18 protein-coding genes are annotated in these 18,485 nt (G+C 72.3%); 13 read left to right on the forward strand and 5 right to left on the reverse strand.

Annotated elements, in window-relative coordinates; translation table 11 throughout:
• Positions 1-32: 32 nt before the first annotated feature.
• From ABD191_RS15520 to ABD191_RS15535, 4 genes are all read left to right on the forward strand, one after another.
• Positions 33-563, forward strand: coding sequence for an NUDIX domain-containing protein (locus ABD191_RS15520; RefSeq protein ID WP_344082115.1), 531 nt, complete (start codon positions 33-35; stop codon positions 561-563).
• A 50-nt stretch (positions 564-613) separates the two neighbouring features.
• Complete coding sequence (locus ABD191_RS15525) at positions 614-889, forward strand: GlsB/YeaQ/YmgE family stress response membrane protein (protein WP_344082117.1); 276 nt, start codon at positions 614-616, stop codon at positions 887-889.
• A gap of 137 nt (positions 890-1,026) precedes the next feature.
• Entirely contained in the window at positions 1,027-2,847 is a 1,821-nt protein-coding gene (locus ABD191_RS15530; protein ID WP_344082119.1) for an ABC transporter ATP-binding protein, read from the forward strand.
• On the forward strand, positions 2,844-4,652 hold the full coding sequence (locus ABD191_RS15535) for an ATP-binding cassette domain-containing protein (RefSeq protein ID WP_344082121.1): 1,809 nt from the start codon (positions 2,844-2,846) through the stop codon (positions 4,650-4,652). Before ABD191_RS15530 ends, ABD191_RS15535 begins: the two co-directional genes overlap by 4 nt.
• A 55-nt stretch (positions 4,653-4,707) precedes the next feature.
• Here the strand turns inward: ABD191_RS15535 and ABD191_RS15540 are convergent, their stop codons facing one another.
• From ABD191_RS15540 to ABD191_RS15555, 4 genes are all read right to left on the reverse strand, one after another.
• Positions 4,708-5,619, reverse strand: a complete 912-nt coding sequence (locus ABD191_RS15540; protein WP_344082123.1) for a phytanoyl-CoA dioxygenase family protein — start codon at positions 5,617-5,619, stop codon at positions 4,708-4,710.
• Positions 5,620-5,754: 135 nt separating this feature from the next.
• Positions 5,755-6,618 (reverse strand): hypothetical protein, encoded by an 864-nt coding sequence (locus tag ABD191_RS15545; RefSeq protein ID WP_344082125.1) that lies wholly within the window; start codon positions 6,616-6,618, stop codon positions 5,755-5,757.
• A gap of 61 nt (positions 6,619-6,679) precedes the next feature.
• Positions 6,680-8,050 (reverse strand): Ig-like domain-containing protein, encoded by a 1,371-nt coding sequence (locus ABD191_RS15550; RefSeq protein WP_344082127.1) that lies wholly within the window; start codon positions 8,048-8,050, stop codon positions 6,680-6,682.
• Between the two features lie 57 nt (positions 8,051-8,107).
• The gene (locus tag ABD191_RS15555) at positions 8,108-8,920 is read right to left on the reverse strand and encodes an enoyl-CoA hydratase-related protein (RefSeq protein WP_344082129.1); all 813 of its coding nucleotides are present in this window, start codon (positions 8,918-8,920) and stop codon (positions 8,108-8,110) included.
• Positions 8,921-8,948: 28 nt separating this feature from the next.
• Between ABD191_RS15555 and hemW the strand changes: the two genes are divergently transcribed.
• A complete protein-coding gene (gene hemW, locus ABD191_RS15560; RefSeq protein ID WP_344082131.1) occupies positions 8,949-10,142 on the forward strand; it encodes a radical SAM family heme chaperone HemW in 1,194 nt (397 codons plus the stop codon).
• A gap of 36 nt (positions 10,143-10,178) precedes the next feature.
• On the opposite strand, the gene ABD191_RS15565 is transcribed toward hemW, so the two are convergent.
• Positions 10,179-10,592 (reverse strand): DUF4870 domain-containing protein, encoded by a 414-nt coding sequence (locus ABD191_RS15565; protein ID WP_344082133.1) that lies wholly within the window; start codon positions 10,590-10,592, stop codon positions 10,179-10,181.
• 178 nt (positions 10,593-10,770) lie between these two features.
• Here ABD191_RS15565 and hrcA point away from each other — a divergent pair, with 178 nt between their 5' ends.
• The 8 genes from hrcA (at position 10,771) to ABD191_RS15605 (ending at position 18,476) form a co-directional block, all read left to right on the forward strand.
• On the forward strand, positions 10,771-11,793 hold the full coding sequence (hrcA, locus tag ABD191_RS15570) for a heat-inducible transcriptional repressor HrcA (RefSeq protein WP_344082135.1): 1,023 nt from the start codon (positions 10,771-10,773) through the stop codon (positions 11,791-11,793).
• Positions 11,794-11,816: 23 nt separating this feature from the next.
• The gene (dnaJ, locus tag ABD191_RS15575; RefSeq protein ID WP_344082137.1) at positions 11,817-12,947 is read left to right on the forward strand and encodes a molecular chaperone DnaJ; all 1,131 of its coding nucleotides are present in this window, start codon (positions 11,817-11,819) and stop codon (positions 12,945-12,947) included.
• The gene (locus tag ABD191_RS15580; RefSeq protein WP_344082139.1) at positions 12,944-13,675 is read left to right on the forward strand and encodes a 16S rRNA (uracil(1498)-N(3))-methyltransferase; all 732 of its coding nucleotides are present in this window, start codon (positions 12,944-12,946) and stop codon (positions 13,673-13,675) included. Before dnaJ ends, ABD191_RS15580 begins: the two co-directional genes overlap by 4 nt.
• 30 nt (positions 13,676-13,705) lie before the next feature.
• A complete protein-coding gene (locus ABD191_RS15585) occupies positions 13,706-14,050 on the forward strand; it encodes an HIT domain-containing protein (protein ID WP_344082141.1) in 345 nt (114 codons plus the stop codon).
• A 90-nt stretch (positions 14,051-14,140) separates the two neighbouring features.
• A complete protein-coding gene (locus tag ABD191_RS15590; RefSeq protein WP_344082143.1) occupies positions 14,141-15,517 on the forward strand; it encodes a serine hydrolase domain-containing protein in 1,377 nt (458 codons plus the stop codon).
• A gap of 126 nt (positions 15,518-15,643) precedes the next feature.
• On the forward strand, positions 15,644-16,690 hold the full coding sequence (locus ABD191_RS15595) for a PhoH family protein (RefSeq protein WP_344082145.1): 1,047 nt from the start codon (positions 15,644-15,646) through the stop codon (positions 16,688-16,690).
• A gap of 24 nt (positions 16,691-16,714) precedes the next feature.
• Positions 16,715-17,173: an rRNA maturation RNase YbeY gene (ybeY, locus tag ABD191_RS15600; protein ID WP_344082147.1), complete on the forward strand. Its 459-nt coding sequence runs from the start codon at positions 16,715-16,717 to the stop codon at positions 17,171-17,173.
• A 10-nt stretch (positions 17,174-17,183) separates the two neighbouring features.
• On the forward strand, positions 17,184-18,476 hold the full coding sequence (locus ABD191_RS15605; RefSeq protein WP_344082149.1) for a hemolysin family protein: 1,293 nt from the start codon (positions 17,184-17,186) through the stop codon (positions 18,474-18,476).
• Positions 18,477-18,485 lie beyond the last annotated feature (9 nt).

Raw genomic sequence — 18,485 nt, forward strand, 5'->3', positions numbered from 1 at the left:
AGAAGTGACGACCAGGAAGTGACGACCGGACAGTGACGACGAACGCGGCACACTGCCCGCGCTGCGGTTCGCCGTTGGCCGCTCACCCGCCCACCACCTGCGGAATCTGCGGGTACGCCCTGTTCGTCAACGCCCGGCCGACGGCGAGCCTGATCGTGCTCGATGGCCCGCCGTCGCAGCGCGTCCGCTTCCTGGCGCTGCGGCGGGCGATGGAGCCCAACGCCGGCCTGTGGGAGACGCCGGGCGGGTTCTGCGACGGCTGGGAGCATCCGCGCGAGGCCGCCCTGCGGGAGGGCCGGGAAGAGCTCGGCGTCACTGTCGAACTGGGCGACTTCGTCGGCATGTACATAGGCGGGTATGAGTTCCAGGGCGAGCTGCTGCCCGTACTCGACTGCTTTTTCCTGGCCTGGCTCCCCGCGGACCGCATCCAGATCGATCCGGGCGAGTCCCTCGAATATTCCTGGTTTCCGCTGGTCAAGGCGCCGAAGATGGCCTTCTCCACGATGGATAGCGCGATTGTCGACGCATGCGCGCGTTTGACGCTCTCCACGCTCGGGCACTAACCGGTCGAGCGATAACGAAGGCTTGAGAAAGCCCCGGATTTGGAGGCGTCATGACTGTCACTGGAATTATCACGGCCATCATCGTCGGCCTCATCGTCGGTGCCCTCGGGCGCCTGGTGGTCCCGGGCCGGCAGAGCATCCCGCTGTGGCTGACCATGCTGATCGGTGTTGGCGCGGCCCTTCTGGGCACCGCGATCGCCCGCTCGCTGGGCGTGGCCACGACGAACGGCGTGGACTGGATCGAGCTGCTCATCCAGGTTGGCCTCGCGGCCGTGGGCGTCATGCTCACCGTCTCGCTGGCCGGCGGTCGGCGCAGCACGTACTGACGAACACCTGAACCTGAGGGGCATCCGGATGGTGGGCCGGATGCCCCTCGCTCTGCTGTGCGGAAAACCCCTTGTCGAATCCCCGTTTCGAAACCAGCGTTGCCGGTCGGCGACGGCGCGGGCGGGACGGGGAAGAAATGATCTTACGGAACGCGCTGCTGCTCGCGCGCCCCCTGCGGGACGTACGGCCGGCGGTGCTCGTGACGTTGATCCTGGGCTACCTGTTGCGTTCGATGCTGCCGGCGGCCACGGCCCTGGCGACCGCGGCGCTCATCGCGCACGTCGACGGCAACGGGCTCGGCCCGGTCGTCGTGCCCCTGCTCATCCTCGGCTTTGTGATCATGGCCGATCAGGGTCTCGGCGCGGTGTTCGAGCCCGTCGAGTTTCTGGCCTGCGGCCAGATGGACGGCGCGCACCGGGCGCGGGTGGCCAGGCTCGCGACCGGCGCGCAGACCGTCGCCGTCCTCGAACGGCCCGAGGTGCAGGACCTGCTGCGCACGGCGGCGGCGGACCCGGTGACCTGGGCCGAGCAGAAGCCCTCCGACGGGGCGGTCGTCCAGTTGCACCGGCCGATCCGTTACCTCGGCATGGCCGCCGCCGCGGCCATCCTCGCCGGGTACGCGTGGTGGCTCGTGCCGGCGTTGGTCATCCCCGCCTTGCTCAACCGGCTGCACCTGCTGCACGTCACCCGCCGGCACTACGTCATCTGGCAGGCGCAGGCGCCCACCGAGCGGCGCTTCACGTACTGGGGCCGGGTGGCCACATCCCTGGCCGAGGGCAAGGAGCTGCGCGTCTTCGGCCTCGGCGACTGGCTCGTCAACAGGTACCGGACGCTGGTGCGCCGGTACCTGGAGCCGGTGTACGCCGACGAGCGCCGGCAGAACCTGCAGAAGTGGCGCACCGCGGTGTTGATCTTCGTGCCGATCTCCTTCGTGTACTACGTGGTGGCGCGCGGGACGGCCGACGGGCGGGCCACGATCGCCACCGAGACCGCGGTACTCACGGCGGCCTGGGCGGTGTACACGGCCGCGTTCTGGACGTATGACGCCGTGAAGATCGCCGGCGCGCGGGTGGTAATGCGGGCGTACGAGCAGGTCCGCGAGCTGCTACCGGCGCCCGCTCAGACGGCGACGAAGGACGCCGACGGTGGTCCGCCGCCCCTGGTCCGGTTCGAGGGCGTCAGCTTCGGATACGAGGGCGCCGACCGGCTCGTCCTCGACCGGCTCGACCTGGAGTTGCGTCCCGGCGAGATGCTCGCCGTCGTCGGCCTCAACGGCGCCGGCAAGTCCACGATGACGAAGTTGCTCGCCGGGCTGTACGAGCCGACGGCCGGCCGGATCACCGCCGACGGCGTCGACATCGCCGACCCGGCCACCGGCGGCATCCCCGGGTGGCGGCGCCGGCTCGCGATCGTGTTCCAGGACTTCGTCCGCTACCACCTGCCGGCCCGCGACAACGTGCGGCTCGGCCACGGCGGCGCGCTCGACGGGGCCGCCCTGCAGCAGGCCGCCGAGGAGTCGGGCGCGCTGCGCCTCGTCGAGGAACTGCCGGACGGGTGGGACACGCCGCTGGCGCGCGACCGTACCGGCGGCGTCGACCTGTCCGGCGGCCAGTGGCAGCAGGTCGCGCTGGCCAGGGCCCTGTACGCGGTGTATCGGGGAGCGCGCGTCCTCGTGCTCGACGAGCCCACCGCGCACCTGGACGTACGCACGGAGTTCGACGTGTTCGAGCGGCTCATGCGGGCGCGCGGCAACGCCACCGTGGTGCTGATCTCGCACCGCCTGTCGACCGTGCGCCAGGCCGACCGCATCGTGCTGCTCGACGGCGGTCGCGTCGTCGAGGACGGCACCCATGACTCACTCATCGAACGCGACGGCCGGTACGCCGAGATGTTCGCCCTGCAGGCCGAGCGCTTCACCCGCGGCTACGACGACCGTATCGAGGAGATGGAAGGGTGACCGAAAGACCCGGCGCCAAGGCGACCCTCGCGATCTGGCGGGAGATGATCGGGCGGTCCTTCCGGATGGCGCCCTGGGTCGCCAGCGCGCTGATGTTCTTGCTGGTCGTGGACGTCGTGTCGTTCGTCGCCGTCGGTCTCGCGCTGCGGGAGATCGTGGACGGGACCGGCCGCGCCGACGCGACCGCGATCGCGGTGGGCGCCGTGGGCGCCGCGCTGGCGTACGCGTTGCAGCTCGTGGCCGGCAGCCTGGCCGGTTCGGCGCACACGACGCTCGTCGAGTACGTCGCCATCACCCAGATCCAGCCGGAGACCCTGGAGATCGCGACCGGCATCGAGACGCTGGAACACCTGGAGCGCCCCGAGTTCCTCAACCGGCTCGACATCGTCCGTGCGGAGCCGTACGCGGTCATCAACTCGGCCTGGTCGTCGATCGAGGCCGTGAGCCTGGTGACCCGCCTGGCGCTGAGCCTCGCCGTGCTCGGCAGCGTCTCGCCGTACCTGTTGGGGTTGTTGGTGTTCGCGGCCGCCCCGCTGGGGCTCGAACAGATCGGGCGACCGCGCATCCAGCGCGCCGAGACGGCGGCGGCGGAGGCCCGCCGCGTGGAACGGCACCTGTTCAGCCTGGCGACCACCGCGTCGTCCAGTAAGGAGATCCGCGTCGCCGGGGTGGCAGAGGAGCTGGTCGAGCGCCAGCGCGTCGCTTGGAACGAGTGGCTGCGGATCAGGACCCGCGCCCGGTTCGCCGCGGCGGGCTGGAGCGCGACTGGCTGGCTCGTGTTCGGGGTAGGTTTCCTCGGCGCGCTCGCCCTCGTCGTGATGACGTCCGGCACCGCGGGCGACCTGGTGCTCGCCATCACGGTCGGCGCCCAGCTGCGCTTCGCCGTGGAGACGGCCGTGCGCAGCACCTCGGCCGTCGGCGGCGCCGGCCGCGTCATCGGGCCGCTGCTGTGGCTGCGCGGACACCGCGCGGCGGCGGCCGGCACGGGGCCCGCCCTGCCGGCGCCCACGGCGCTGCGCGACGGCATCACGCTCGACGGCGTCAGCTTCGGCTACCCGGCCGAGGACACAACGTCGCAGAGGCTCGCGGTGGCCGACGTCAGCGTGCGGCTGCCGGCGGGCTCGGTGGTGGCGGTCGTCGGCGAGTACGGATCGGGAAAGACGACGCTGGTGAAGCTGCTGGCGAAGTTCTACCGCCCCACGGCCGGTGCCATCCGGGTGGACGGCGTCGACCTCGCCGACCTGGACACGGCGTCGTGGCGGTCCCGCCTGAGCGCCGCGTTCCAGGACTTCGGCCGCTACCTGACGACGATGTCCGAGTCGATCGGCCTGGGCGACGTCGAGCGGGCCGGCGATCCGGCGGCCATCGCGCGCGCCGTCGCCGACGCGGACGCGCAGGTCCTGGTGGACAAGTTGCCCCAGGGCCTGGACACGGAGCTGGGCCGGCAGTTCGGCGGCGTCGAGCTGTCCGAGGGACAGTGGCAGAAGGTGGCCCTGGCCCGGGCCAGCATGCGGCAGCGGCCCGTGCTGTTCCTGCTCGACGAGCCGACCGCGTCGCTGGACGCGCCCAGCGAGAACGCCATCTTTGAGCGGTACATGGCCCGCGCCCGCGCGTCGGCCGCCGCCACGGGCGCGGTCACGCTGATCGTGTCGCACCGGTTCTCCACTGTGGCCGGCGCCGACCTGATCCTCGTGATGGACGCGGGCCGCCTCGTGGAGGTCGGCGACCACGACACCCTCCTTGCGCTGGGCGGCCGCTATGCCGACCTGTACGGCCTGCAGGCCGACGCCTACGCGGCGGGCTGACCAAACAGAAGGGCCCCGACGGGTCGGACCCGCCGGGGCCATTCGTTTGTGGTTCCTAACGGAGCCAGGGGATGTTGCGGTCGAGCAGGCCCCTGGTCTTGAGCTCCTTGCGCAGGGGGATCTCCTCGTCGATGTAGCCGTCCCAGTTGATGCCCCAGAAGTTGGCCGTGTGGCCCCCCTCGCCGATGAGCTGGCGCTGCACCGGGGTCCGGTTGGCGTACCACTCGCCGTTGACGTCCGGGTGCAGTTCGTCGAGCGGGCGGATCCACCGGTACGTGTACCCGACGAAGAGCATCTTGCGGGTGATCGTCGACAGGTTCGTCGAGCGCGAGTGCCACTGGCGGCGGTCGAAGATGAACGCGTCGCCGGGGTTCGCGGTGATCTCGACCGTGCCCTCGGGGTCCGGGTTGTGGACGGTGAGGTCCTTCGGCCGGTCGAGCGAGTTCCACAGGTGGCTGCCCGGGATGACCTTCGTGGCGCCCCGACCGGTTTCCGACAGGTCGGACAGCACGTAGGCGACCTTGAGGGAGAACATCGGCCGGGGGACGGTCGGGTCCATCGTCTCGGGGTCGGAGTTCTGCCGGTAACCGTCCTGGTGCCAGCCCCAGTAGGGCTTCTCGGGCTCGGCGGCCGGGGGAGTGACGTCGAGGTGGTTGTGGTGTGAGTAGATGTTCCAACCGGCCAGGCCCCACATGTACGGGAAGGTGGTGGGGTGGGTCAGCAGCTGGCCGAACAGCTCGTCGCGCTCCAGGAAGCCGAGCAGGTGCAGGGTGCCGTCGGGCTTGACGCGGCCGGCCGCCTTCTCCTCCGCGTAGACGCGGTCGACCGCCTCTTCGAGGGCCGCGCGGTGGTCCTCGGTGAGGACGTTCCGGAGCAGCATGAAGCCCTGCTCGTGGAACTCCTTGCGGTCGACTTCGCTGATCGGCTCGTAGCCGGTGCGGCCGCCATAATCGAATGAAGCGGTCATTTCCTCCCCTTTTAAATGGGTAGGGCGGAACGGGGTGACCGGCCGATCCTAACGGCGGTTGTCGGCGCGCGGTCACCCGCGAGGCGTGCGGATAGCTCGGCGCTGTGACCAGCCTCACGCGCCGTAGGGCGCCGGTTACGCCGGGGCGAAGACCTCCGCAACGACCCGCTCGCCAGCGCCGCCGCCCGCCGCGTCGACGCGCTGCCAGCCCCGCCCGTCGGAGCGCCACTCGCGCGTACCGAACCGCACGACCCGCACGCCCCGCTCGTTCGCGTGGGCCACCAGCCAGTGCGCCAGTTGCCAGCCCGCCCTGTCGGACGGGGCGGCCAGCTCCACCCCGGTGCTCGCCGTGCCGGCGATGGTGAGCTTGTCGCCCCAGTCCTTGCGCATCGCGGCGCTCAGCCGCTCCGCGGCCACCGGCCCGCGGCTGCCCGGCTGGCCCGACAGCAGGCACGTCACCGCCCCGGCCGCGTGCCCGGCGAGGGCGTCCGTGAGCACCTGCGCCTCGTCGGCCCATTTCTGGTACGCCTCGGGATAGGCGCTGCGCTGCACCCGCTGGGCGGCCTCGGTGACCCGCATGTCCTTCCAGCCCTTGACCTTGAGCAGGGCGGTGTAGAACTTGCCGGCCGCGTAGCGCGGGTCGCGGACCTGCTCCGCGGAGCCCCAGCCCTGACTCGGGCGCTGCTGGAACAGGCCGAGCGAGTCACGGTCGCCGTGGGTGAGGTTGCGCAGCTCGGATTCCTGGAGGGCGGTGGCCAGCGCGACCACGATGGCGCGCTCCGGCACGCCGCGCCGCAGCCCCACGGCCGCGATGGTCGCCGCGTTCGCCATCTGCCCGGTGTCCAGCGACACGGCGCCGCTGTCGGCGCGCACGCTGCACGCCTGGCCCAGGAGCAGCCCGGGCAGGTTCGGGCCGACGCGTCGCAGCACGACGAAGGCGCCCACGCCAGCGATCACGGCGAGGACCACCAGCACCCCCACCACGGACCGAAGCCGCATGCCTGACCTCCGGTGGCCACCCTAGCCGGGCCGCGCCACCGGAGGCCATGAGTATGCGGCGCTACACCACGTTGACGAAGAATGTCGTCATCCGTGACGTGTTCCAGTTGCCGGCCGCGTCGACCGCGGTCGCCGTCAGCGTGTGCCGCCCGTTCGGCACCGACTCGCGGGGCACGCAGCTCCACGTGCGGTTCGCGGCGACCGTGACGACGCAGGCGACGACGCCGTCGATGGTCACCCGTACGGTCACCCCCGGCTCCGCCACGCCCGACACGTACGGCTGCCGGGTCAGCACGATCGCGCCCGGGGCGGGCGAGTGCACGGCCGGCGGCCACGGCACGAGCGTGTCCACATAGAAGGTCACCGGACGTGCCGCGCTGAGCCGGCCCGACGAGTCGCGGGCGGTCGCGTAGAGGATGTGCCGGCCCGGGCCGAACGGCCCGCCCGGCGTGCAGCTCCACGCCCCGTCCGTACCCGCCTGCGCGGTGCACAGGGCCCGGCCGTCCTCGGAGACGGTGACCACTGTGGACGCGGGGGCCGTACCCGAGACGGGCACCCGCCCGCCGGCCAGCGTGGCACCCATCCGCGGCGAGCCGATCACGGGCATCGCCGGGGCCGCCGGGGCGCTCGCCTGGTTCACGATGAAGGTCACCGGGTGGCCCGCGGTCGCGATGCCGATAGCGTCGCGCGCCGTCGGGGTCACCGTGTGCGTACCGGTGGACAGCACGGTGGACGGGACGCACCGCCAGTCGCCGGAGGCGTTGACCCGGGCCGAGCACAGCACGGAGCTGCCCTCCGCGACCGTCACCGTGGTGAACGGCGCGCCGACGCCCGCGATGGTCGGCCGGTCGGTGACGGCGGCGCCGTTGGCGGGGCCGGTGACGACCGGCTGCTGCGTCGACTCGAGGACGGTCAGGACGAAGTCGTCGATGTAGAACGGTTCCACGCCGTTGCCGGTCTCGACGCGCACCCGGAACCGGTCGTAGCCGATCGGGGGCGTGTAGATCCCCCGCAGCCGCACCCAGCGGGTCGGGCCGACGGTCACGTTGCTGACGACCTGCACGGCCGACTCGCTCGCCGCCGAGGTCTGGCTCACGGTCACGTTGACGTTGGCGGCGACGCTCAGCGCCCGCACCCACACGGACAGCTGGTAGCGGATGCCGACCCGGATGGCGCCCGTCACGTCGAGGGCGGGCCCGTGCGCGATGGCCGACCGCCCCGACACCAGCAGGCTGCGGCTGCCACTGTGCGCCACGCCGGAGGTGTTGGTGATGACGGTGGGACTCGACAGCGCGGCCCAGTTCTGGAACGTGCCGCTCTCGAAGTCCGAGTGCACGACGGCCGTCCCCGCCGCTGCGGTCGGCGCGTTCACCAGGCAACCGGCCGCGACGGTCAGCGCCACGACCGCGCCGCGAATCGTTCGTCTACTCACGTTCGCCTTAACGAGTGTCGCCGGCGCGGGTGATCATGCGGGGTGCGCCCGCGCGTGTCACCGGTCGGGTGTCACGCCCCAGGTGGGCGGTCGCTTGTCGGCGAAGGCGGCCAATCCCTCGCGGCCCTCCGCCCCGGCGAACGTGCGGGCGGACACGGCGGCGGCCGCCACGAGGCGCGCGCGCATCGCGGACGGCGCCGGACCCTCGCCGAGCACCGCGCCGGCCCCGTCGCGGCACAGCCGCTTGGTCGCCTCGAGCGCGCCGGGCGCCCCCTTCACCAGCGCGGTGGCGTACGCCGCGACGGCCGCGTCCAGCCCGTCGCCGCCGACGACCGCGGTGACGAGCCCGAAGTCCGCGGCCCGGGCGGCCGTGACCGGCTCGGCCGTGAGGTAGAGCTCGGCGGCGCCGCGCGGGGTGAGCCGCGGCAGGACGACCGGCGAGATCGCGGCCGGCACGACGCCCAGGCGCACCTCCGTGAACGCGAACGTCGCCGACTCGGCAGCGACGACAAGATCAGCCGTGGCCAGCAGGCCCAGCCCGCCGGCCCGCGCCGGACCGCCGACCCGGGCGATCACCGGCTTCGGGCACTCCCAGAAGTCCGCGAGCAGCTCCGCGACCCGCATCACCGGCAGCGGCGTGCCGGCGGCGACCGCCGCCGACGTCTCCCGCAGGTCGGCCCCGGCGCAGAACACCGGGCCGGCGTGGGACAGCACGATCACCCGTACGGCCGGGTCCGCCACGGCCGCGGCCAGCGCGGCGGCCAGCTCATCCATGAGCCGGAACGACAGCGCGTTGCGGTTGGCCGGGCTGTTGAGCGTGAGGGTCGCCACAGCGTTGTCTACGGTGAGGTCCACGGTCGGGCTGGTCATCACCGCACGCTACGGCACACTGGGAGGCATGCCCAGCACGCTGCCCGACGGCGACCCCGCCCCGCCCGACGGGTCGCTGCCCGACTCGGCCACGCGGCGCATCGGCGCGAGCGGCTTCGGCGTCTACGTGCATGTGCCGTTCTGCGCCTCGCGCTGTGGCTACTGCGACTTCAACACGTACACGGCGGCCGAGCTGGGCGGCGGTGCCAGCCAGGCGGCGTATGTCGACACCCTGACCAGGGAGATCGAGCTGGCGGGGCGGGTACTCGGAGGCGCCGCGCCGCCCGCCCAGACGATCTTCGTGGGCGGCGGGACGCCCACCCTGCTGCCGCCCGGCGACCTGGCCCGGATCGTGGAGTCGATCGACAAGACGTTCGGCCTGGCGCCGGACGCGGAGATCACGACCGAGGCGAACCCGGAGTCGGTCGGCCCGGCCTCGCTGCGCCTGCTGCGTGACGCCGGCTACACCCGCATCTCGCTGGGCATGCAGTCGGCCGCCGGGCACGTGCTGAAGGTGCTGGACCGCCAGCACACCCCGGGCCGCGCCCCGCGGGCCGCCGTCGAGGCGCGCGAGGCGGGGTTCGAGCACGTCAACCTCGACCTCATCTACGCAACGCCGGGGGAGCGCGCCGAGGACTTCGCCGCCTCCCTCGACAGCGCGATCGCGGCCGGCGTCGACCACGTCTCGGCGTACTCCCTGATCGTCGAGGACGGCACGCGCCTCGCGGCGCGGGTACGCCGTGGTGAGCTGCCCGCGCCGAGCGACGATGTGGCCGCGGACCGCTACCTGGCCGCGGACGCCGCGCTGAGCGCGGCGGGCCTGACCTGGTACGAGGTGTCCAACTGGGGCGAGGAGTGCCGGCACAACCTGATCTATTGGCGCGGCGGCGACTGGTGGGGCTTCGGGCCCGGCGCGCACAGCCACGTCGGCGGCGTGCGCTGGTGGAACGTGCGCCACCCGGCGCGCTACGCGGCGGCGCTCGCCGACGGGTTATCGCCGGCGGCGGGCCGGGAGACGCTCACCGCTGACGAGCGGCACATGGAGGAGGTCATGCTGCGGCTGCGGTTGGCCGAGGGCCTCCCGCTGGACAGGCTGACGCGGCCGGCGGACGCCGAACGGCTCGCGGAGGACGGCCTGCTGCGCCTCGACGGCGACCGGGCCGTGCTGACGCTGCGCGGGCGGCTGCTCGCCGACGCGGTCGTGCGCGACCTGTTGCCGTGACCGGGGCGCCGCGCGGCACCCCGGTCATGAGCGTGGTCACTTCACCAGCGGTACCGAGATCGGGTACTTGTAGAACTGGCCCTCGTTCGCCTTGAGACCGGCGAGGACGCCGAAGATGATGCCGACGGCCATAGCGGCGAGCCAGATCACGAAACCGATGAGGATGCAGGTCGTGATCCAGCCGATGATGCCGACGATCGACACCAGGATCTGGAAGTTCAGCGCCGCGACCGCGTGCTGGCGCACCGCCGGCGACTCGTTGCCCTTGGCGAGCAACGCGATGAGCGGCGCGATCCAGCCTGCGCAGCCCGTGCCGATAAGGGCGCCGGCGGCACCACCGAAGTGGGCGACGAGCGCCCAGGTCTTCTCATCGTTGTTGGCGTAGCCGGCCGGCGGCAGCCCAGGTCCGGGCGGCGGCGGAGGCGGCGGGTTGAGGGGAGGCTCAGTCATGGGGGTCACCGTAGGGCTATCGGGATTTTCGCGCTAGTATGCGCGCCCCCTGAGTGTCGCGACCGTGAGTGCCTGTCACGCCACGCTACGCGCGTCGCGGTCCATGGCCAGCGCGACGTAGACTGGCACTCACCGTTTCGGAGTGCCAACGCGGGCGAGGAGAGGGGAGGACGACGGGATGGCGCTGGACGACCGCAAACTCGACGTGCTCCGCGCCATTGTCGAGGACTATGTCGCCACCCAGGAGCCGGTCGGCAGCCGGGCGCTGGTCGAGCGGCACAACCTGCGCGTTTCCCCGGCCACCGTGCGCAACGACATGGCGGTCCTCGAGGAGGAGGGCTACCTGCGTCAGCCGCACACGAGCGCCGGCCGGGTCCCCACGGACAAGGGCTACCGCCTGTTCGTCGACAAGCTGTCCCGCATCAAGCCGCTCACCCCGGCCGAGCGCCGGGCCATCGAGCGGTTCCTGGCCGGGGCGGTCGACCTCGACGATGTGGTGCATCGCACTGTCCGGCTGCTCGCGCAGCTGACCCGCCAGGTCGCGATCGTGCAGTACCCCAGCCTGTCGCGCAGCCGGGTCCGCCACCTGGAACTGATCTCGATCTCCACGACCCGGCTGATGGTGGTCATGATCACTGATACCGGCCGGGTCGAGCAGCGGCTCGTCGACGTGCCCGGCCCGGTCGGCGCCGACGACGTCGTCGAACTCCGTGCCACCATGAACGAGGCGCTCGTCGGGCGTCCCCTCGCCGAGGCGCCCGTCCTCGTGCAGGGTTTCCACGAGCAGGTCCGTCCCGAACTGAGCGGCGCCATGGCGTCGCTGTCCACCGTACTGCTCGAAACGCTCGTCGAACGCGCCGAGGAGCGGGTGACCATCGCGGGCACCGCGAACCTCGCCCGGGGCAACGTGCTGGATTTCGCCGGGTCCCTGCGACCCGTGCTGGAGGCCCTTGAGGAGGAGGTCATCCTTCTCAAGCTGTTCGGCCAGGTGCGCCAGACCACAGCGCACGTGAGCATCGGCGACGAGAACGAGATCGTTGACCTGCGCAGCACCTCGGTGGTCGCCACAGGCTACGGCCCGCGCGACACCATGGTGGGCGGCCTGGGCGTGCTGGGGCCCACCCGGATGGACTACCCGGGCACCATCGCCACGGTGCGGGCCGTCGCCCGCTACCTTGGCGACGTGCTCGAGGGCAGCTGACGAGAAGAGGACTTGGGACTCACGTGGCCAAGGATTACTACGGCATCCTCGGGGTGCGGCGCGAGGCGTCTCCCGATGACATCAAGCGGGCGTACCGCAAACTGGCCAGGGAATACCACCCGGATGTGAACCCGGACCCGGCGGCGCACGAGAAGTTCAAGGACATCAACGCCGCGTACGAGGTCCTCTCCGACCCGCGCAAGCGGGAGATCGTCGACCTGGGCGGCGACCCGCTGGCCCCGCAGGGCGGCGGACCGGGTCCCGGCGGCGCGGGCCCGTTCGTCGGGTTCCAGGACATCATGGACGCGTTCTTCGGCGGGGGCGGCTCGCGCGGCCCGCGACCGCGCACGCGCGCCGGTGCGGACGCGATCCTGCGTCTCGACCTCGACCTGCACGAGACCGCGTTCGGGGTGGACGCGCCGATCACGGTGGACACGGCCGTGCTGTGCACCACGTGCAGCGGCGCCGGCACGGCCGCCGGCACCCACCCGCAGACCTGCGAGACGTGCGCCGGCCGCGGCGAGATCCAGTCGGTGCAGAAGACCTTCCTCGGCCAGGTCGTCTCCGCCCGCCCCTGCCCCACCTGCCAGGGGTTCGGCACGACGATCCCGCACCCGTGCCCGCAGTGCGCCGGCGAGGGTCGGGTGCGCAGCCGCCGCTCGCTCACCGTGAAGATCCCGGCGGGCGTCGAGGACGGTATGCGCATCCGCCTGGCCAACCAGGGGGAGGTCGGCCCCGGCGGCGGCCCGGCCGGCGACCTCTACGTCGAGATCCACGAGCGCCCGCACGACGTCTTCTCCCGCAAGGGCGACGACCTGCACTGCCGGGTCACTCTGCCGATGACCGCCGCGGCGCTCGGCACCCGTTTGACCATCAAGACCCTCGACGGCGAGGAGACGGTCGACGTCAAGGCCGGCACCCAGCCCGGCGCCTCCATGCGGCTGCGGGCCCGGGGCGTGCCCCACCTGCGCGGCACCGGCCGTGGCGACCTGCACGTCCACCTCGACGTGCGGACGCCCACGAAGCTCGACCCGGAGCAGGAGCGCCTCCTGCGCGAACTCGCCTCGCTGCGCGGCGAGGAGCTCGCCGAGGTCTCCCGCCAGAAGGGCGGCCTGTTCTCCTCGATCCGGGACGCGTTCAACGGGCACGCGTGAGCAAGCCGCTCTTCCTGGTCAGTGAGGTCCCGTCCGGTGAGCTGTGCACGCTGGACGGGCCCGAGGGCCATCACGCCGCCACGGTGCAACGCCTGCGGGTCGGCGAGGAGCTGATCCTCGCCGACGGCCGGGGCGCCACGGCGTCCGCGGTCGTCACCGCCGTCGGGCGCGGCACCCTGTCGGTGCGCGTCGTCGCTCGGGAGTACGCGCCACCGCACGCGGTCCGGCTCGTCGTCGCCCAGGGCATCGCCAAGGGGGACCGGGGGGAGTTGGCCGTCCAGGCCATGACCGAGGTGGGCGTGGACGAGATCGTCCCGTGGGCGGCCGCCCGCTCGGTGGTCCGGTGGCGCGAGGAGCGCGGCGAGCGATCCCGCCAACGCTGGGTCGACACCGCGCGGGAGGCCGCCAAACAGGCCCGCCGCCCGTGGCTGCCGGTGGTGGCCGAGGCGGCGTCCACCACGGTTCTCGCCGCGCGGTTGCGCTCGGCCGCGCTCGGCCTGGTGCTCCATGAGTCGGCAACCGCGCCCCTCGCGGCGGTGGAGCTGCCCGCCGCTGGAGAGGTCGTGCTCGTCATCGGTCCGGAGGGCGGCGTCGCCAGCGAGGAACTGGCGGCGTTCGAGGCGGCGGGCGCCCGGGCCGTCCGGCTCGGGCCCGAGGTGCTGCGCACGTCCACGGCCGGTGTCGCCGCGCTCGCGGTCCTGAGCGCCCGCCTGGGCCGCTGGGCGTAGTTACGGCCCGGACGGCCTAGGATGCGCCGTGTGAGCAACGACTGTCTGTTCTGTCGCATCGTCGCTGGCGAGATCCCCGCGACGGTCGTCCACTCGACCCCGACGACGCTGGCGTTCCGCGACATCAACCCCCAGGCGCCCAGCCACGTCGTCGTGATCCCCCGCGACCACCACCCGACGGTCGGCGCGCTCGTCGGCGCCGACCCGAACCTCGCGGCCGAGGTGCTCGCCTCGGCGGCCGAGGTGGCCGCGGCCGAGGGCGCCACGGACGGCTTCCGCCTGGTCTTCAACACCGGCCCGGCGGCGGGCCAGACGGTTCACCACGTGCACGCCCACGTCCTCTCGGGCCGCCCTCTCACCTGGCCTCCGGGCTGACGCCCCCGGCGGCCCGCGGCCGGAGTGCGCACCCTCGCGGCTTCGACGCGCGCACCCCTGCCCGTGAGAGGGGCGGGTAGGCTGCCGCGGGTGAGTGGGACGGGCGAGAATCGGCGGCTGGCACGGATCGTGCGGCGCACGCAGGCTCAGGCGCGGGTGCCCGCGCTGTCGGTGGCCGTGCACCGGGGCGACCGGCCGCTGTGGACGTTGCAGGTCGGCGACAGCGGGGTGCCGGGCGAGCCGCTCGACGCGGACACCCGGTTCCGGATCGGCTCGGTGACGAAGACCTTCACGGCCGTCCTCGTCATGCAGTGCCGTGACGAAGGCCTGATCGAGCTCGACGACCCGATCGGCCGGCACCTCGATGTGCCCCGGCACGGCGAGCTGACCGTCCGGCGACTGTTGTCGCACACCGCTGGCCTGCAACGCGAGCCGTTCGGCGACGTGTGGGACACGTTGATCGCCCCGGACGAGCGCGGACTGCTGGCCGATCTCGCGCGCGTCGAGCGGGCCCTGCCGCCCGCGCGCCGGTTCCACTACTCCAACCTGGCGATGGCGCTGCTGGGCCAGGCGGTCGCGAAGCGGCGCGGCGGCACGTGGGCCGAGGTGCTCGCCGAGAAGGTCACGAAGCCGCTCGGGCTGACCAGCATCAGCCCCGACCGGCAGCCGCGCGGCGCGGTCGGGTACCTCGTGGACACGTACTCGGATCATTCGCGGCCCGAGCCGCCCATAAACTTCGGCGCCGCCGCACCGGCCGCGCAGCTGTGGGGTACGGCCGCCGATCTGGCGCGGTGGGCCGCGTTCCTCGTCGACCCGGCCGTGGTCGATCCGACCGGCGCCGTGCTGCGCGCGCAGACGCTCGACGAAATGCGATGGCCGCGCACGACGACCGACGAGAGCCTGTGGGCGGCCGGGTTCGGCCTGGGGCTGTTGATCATCCCGCAGGGCGAGCGGATCACGCACGTGGGTCACGACGGCGCGATGCCGGGCTTCCTGGCGGGCGCGTACGGGCGTCGGGGCGGCCCGGACACCCCGCCCGCGTTCGGGGCGGCCGTGCTGGGCTCCTCGGGTACCGCCGTGCCGATCCTGAACCTGCCGCACGAGCTGCTGGCCGCCGCCGAGGCCGACGACCCGGTCGACATCACGCCGTGGGCGCCCGGTGCGGCGGCGCCGCCCGACCTGCGTTCGATCCTCGGCCGCTGGTGGGGCGAGGGCTTCGAGTACGTCTTCTTCTACAAGGACGGGACGCTGCGGGCGCGCGGCGCCGACGATCCGGCCGGCAAGCCGCCGGCGGTCTTCGAGCCGGTGGACCGTGACCTGTTGCGGACCGTCTCCGGGCGGGAGGCCGGCGAGTTCCTGCGGCTCACCCGCGACGCGACCGGCGCGGTGGTGCGGATGCACTGGGCGACGTACCGGTTCACGCGTGTGCAGGAGACGTTCGATGGGTACGACGTCCGGCAGCCGTGACGGAAAGCGGCGCGAATGGTCCGACTTATCCGTTAGACGTTTCCGGGGGTCGGCCCGATACCATAGGAGGGGTCCAGTGCTGTCGAGTTGCGGAGAGCAGGTGGCTTAGGCCCGCCGGGCCGAGATATGACCGCCAGTCCACCCCCAGCGGCACAGCCGCGCGTGCAGACCAAGATCACGGTCGATAATCCGCAGCAGATGGTGAGCCTGCTCGGCTCGAACGACGAGATCCTCCGCCTGATCGAGCGCACGGTCGCGAGCGACGTGCATGTGCGTGGCAACGAGATCACCATTTCCGGCGCGCCGGCCGACAACGCTCTGGCCGAGCGGATCTTCGCCGAACTGCTGGAACTCATCGAGAAAGGCGAGACGCTGACCACAGACGCCGTCCGCCGTACGGTGGGCATGCTCGAGGAGGGCACCACCGAGCGGCCCGCCGAGGTGCTGACCCTCAACATCCTCTCCCGTCGCGGGCGAACCATCCGCCCCAAGACGCTGGGCCAGAAGAAGTACGTGGACTCGATCGACGAGCACACGATCGTCTTCGGCATCGGCCCCGCCGGCACGGGCAAGACCTACCTGGCCATGGCGAAGGCCGTCCAGGCCCTGCAGGCCAAGCAGGTCAACCGGATCATCCTCACCCGGCCGGCCGTCGAGGCCGGCGAGCGGCTGGGCTTCCTGCCCGGCACGCTCAACGAGAAGATCGACCCGTACCTGCGCCCGCTGTACGACGCGCTGCACGACATGATCGACCCCGACTCGATCCCGCGGCTCATGGCCAACGGCACGATCGAGGTCGCGCCGCTGGCGTACATGCGTGGCCGGACCCTCAACGACGCGTTCATCATCCTGGACGAGGCGCAGAACACCACGCCCGAGCAGATGAAGATGTTCCTCACCCGGCTCGGCTTCGGCTCGAAGATCGTGGTGACCGGCGACGTCACGCAGGTCGACCTCCCCGGCGGCACGAAGAGCGGCCTGCGGGTGGTGCGGGACATCCTCAACGAGGTCGAGGACGTGCATTTCGCGCAACTCTCCAGCGCGGACGTCGTCCGTCACCGGCTCGTGGGTGAGATCGTGGACGCGTACGCGCGGTGGGACGCCGAGCAGGAGGCCCCGCCGGTGGTGCACGCCGTGCAGGGTCGTGGCGGCCGGGCCGCGCGCAGGCGTTGAACTGAACCAGGGGAAACTCGCACCGTGTCCATTGAGATCGCCAACGAGTCCGGGGCCGCCGTCGAGACGGACGCCATCCTGGCGGTGGCCCGGTACGCCCTCGACGAGATGGGCGTCAACCCGCTCGCCGAGCTGAGCATCCTGCTCGTCGACATCGGGTACATGGCCGAGCTGAACCATCGGTGGATGGGCGGCGACGGCCCCACCGATGTGCTCGCCTTCCCGATGGACGAGGGCACCATCGACCACGGCCCCGCCGAGACCGGCGCGGAGCCGGCGTTGCTGGGCGACATCGTGCTGTGCCCCGAGGTGGCGGCCAAGCAGGCGGCCGCCGCGGGGCACACCGCGGCCGACGAGATGCACCTGCTGACGGTGCACGGCGTGCTGCACCTGCTCGGCTACGACCACGCCGAGCCGGACGAGGAACGCGAGATGTTCGGCCTGCAGGCCAAGCTGCTGGAGGGGTGGCGAGCCGCCCGATGAGGAGCCGAGGGTGTCCGAGGCCACTCTGATCATCGTTTCGGTGGTCCTGGTCGTCCTGGCCGGCATCTTCGCGATGTCGGACGCGGCCCTGTCGACCGTGTCCCCGGCCCGCGCGGCCGAGATGGCCCGGGAGGGCCGGCGCGGCGCCAAGTCGTTGCAGATCATCGCCGCCGACGTGCCGCGGTACACGAACCTGCTGCTGCTCCTGCGACTGGCGTGCGAGCTGACGGCGACCGTCCTCGTCGCGATTCTGGCCTTTGACGCGTGGGGCACGGACTTTCCCGCGGCCCTGTTCACCGCGGGCGTCATGAGCGTGGTCAGCTTCGTGGCCGTGGGCGTCGGCCCGCGCACGATCGGCCGGCAGCACTCGTACGCCGTCGGGGCGGCCATGGCGCCGCTGGTGCGCTGGCTCGGCCGCGCGCTCGGGCCGCTGGCCACCCTGCTCATCCGGATCGGTAACGCGGTCACCCCCGGCCGCGGCTTCCGGGAGGGCCCGTTCGCCAGCCAGGTGGAGCTGCGCGAGCTGGTCGACCTGGCCGAGCAGCGCGGCGTGGTGGAGCACGACGAGCGCGAGATGATCCATTCGGTCTTCGCGCTGGGCGACACGATCGCCCGCGAGGTCATGGTGCCGCGCACGGAGATGGTCTGGGTCGAGTCCGACTCGACCGTCAAGCAGGCCCTCACCCTGGCGCTGCGCTCGGGCTTCTCCCGCCTGCCCGTCATCGGCGACACGGTCGACGACGTGCTCGGCATCGCCTACCTCAAGGACCTCGTGCGGCGCGAGCAGCCGGCGACCGAGGAGGTGCGCCAGGTCATGCGCCCCGCCGCGTACGTGCCGGAGTCCAAGCACGTCGATGAGCTGTTGCGGGAGATGCAGGCCGCACGCACCCACATGGCGATCGTCGTCGACGAGTACGGCGGCACGGCCGGGCTGGTCACCATCGAGGACATCCTTGAGGAGATCGTCGGGGAGATCACCGACGAGTACGACGACGAGCGCCCGCCCGTGGAGCGCCTCGACGACAACCGGGTACGCGTGACCGCGCGCCTGCCCGTGGAGGACCTTGGCGAGCTGTTCGACGTCGAGCTGCCCGCCGACGAGGTGGAGACGGTCGCCGGGCTGCTCGCCCAGGCGCTCGGCCGGGTGCCGATCCCGGGCGCGGTGGCCACCATCGCCGGGCTGCGCCTGGAGGCCGAGGGCGCCACGGGCCGCCGCAACCGCATCGACACCATGCTCGTGACCCGGGAGAGCCCGGCCGAGCTGGCTGCCGAACACGAAGAGAAGCAGACCGCCGACGCCTGAGGAGTGGCA

This window comes from Luedemannella helvata, from assembly GCF_039528415.1.
GTDB lineage: Bacteria > Actinomycetota > Actinomycetes > Mycobacteriales > Micromonosporaceae > Luedemannella > Luedemannella helvata.

Coding starts and splice junctions, on each gene's coding strand:
- ABD191_RS15525 (WP_344082117.1), top strand. CDS start 614: ATGACTGTCACTGGAATTATCACGGCCATCATCGTCGGCCTCATCGTC.
- ABD191_RS15530 (WP_344082119.1), top strand. CDS start 1,027: ATGATCTTACGGAACGCGCTGCTGCTCGCGCGCCCCCTGCGGGACGTA.
- ABD191_RS15540 (WP_344082123.1), bottom strand. CDS start 5,619: ATGACCGCTTCATTCGATTATGGCGGCCGCACCGGCTACGAGCCGATC.
- ABD191_RS15545 (WP_344082125.1), bottom strand. CDS start 6,618: ATGCGGCTTCGGTCCGTGGTGGGGGTGCTGGTGGTCCTCGCCGTGATC.
- ABD191_RS15555 (WP_344082129.1), bottom strand. CDS start 8,920: ATGACCAGCCCGACCGTGGACCTCACCGTAGACAACGCTGTGGCGACC.
- hemW (WP_344082131.1), top strand. CDS start 8,949: ATGCCCAGCACGCTGCCCGACGGCGACCCCGCCCCGCCCGACGGGTCG.
- ABD191_RS15565 (WP_344082133.1), bottom strand. CDS start 10,592: ATGACTGAGCCTCCCCTCAACCCGCCGCCTCCGCCGCCGCCCGGACCT.
- hrcA (WP_344082135.1), top strand. CDS start 10,771: ATGGCGCTGGACGACCGCAAACTCGACGTGCTCCGCGCCATTGTCGAG.
- ABD191_RS15595 (WP_344082145.1), top strand. CDS start 15,644: ATGACCGCCAGTCCACCCCCAGCGGCACAGCCGCGCGTGCAGACCAAG.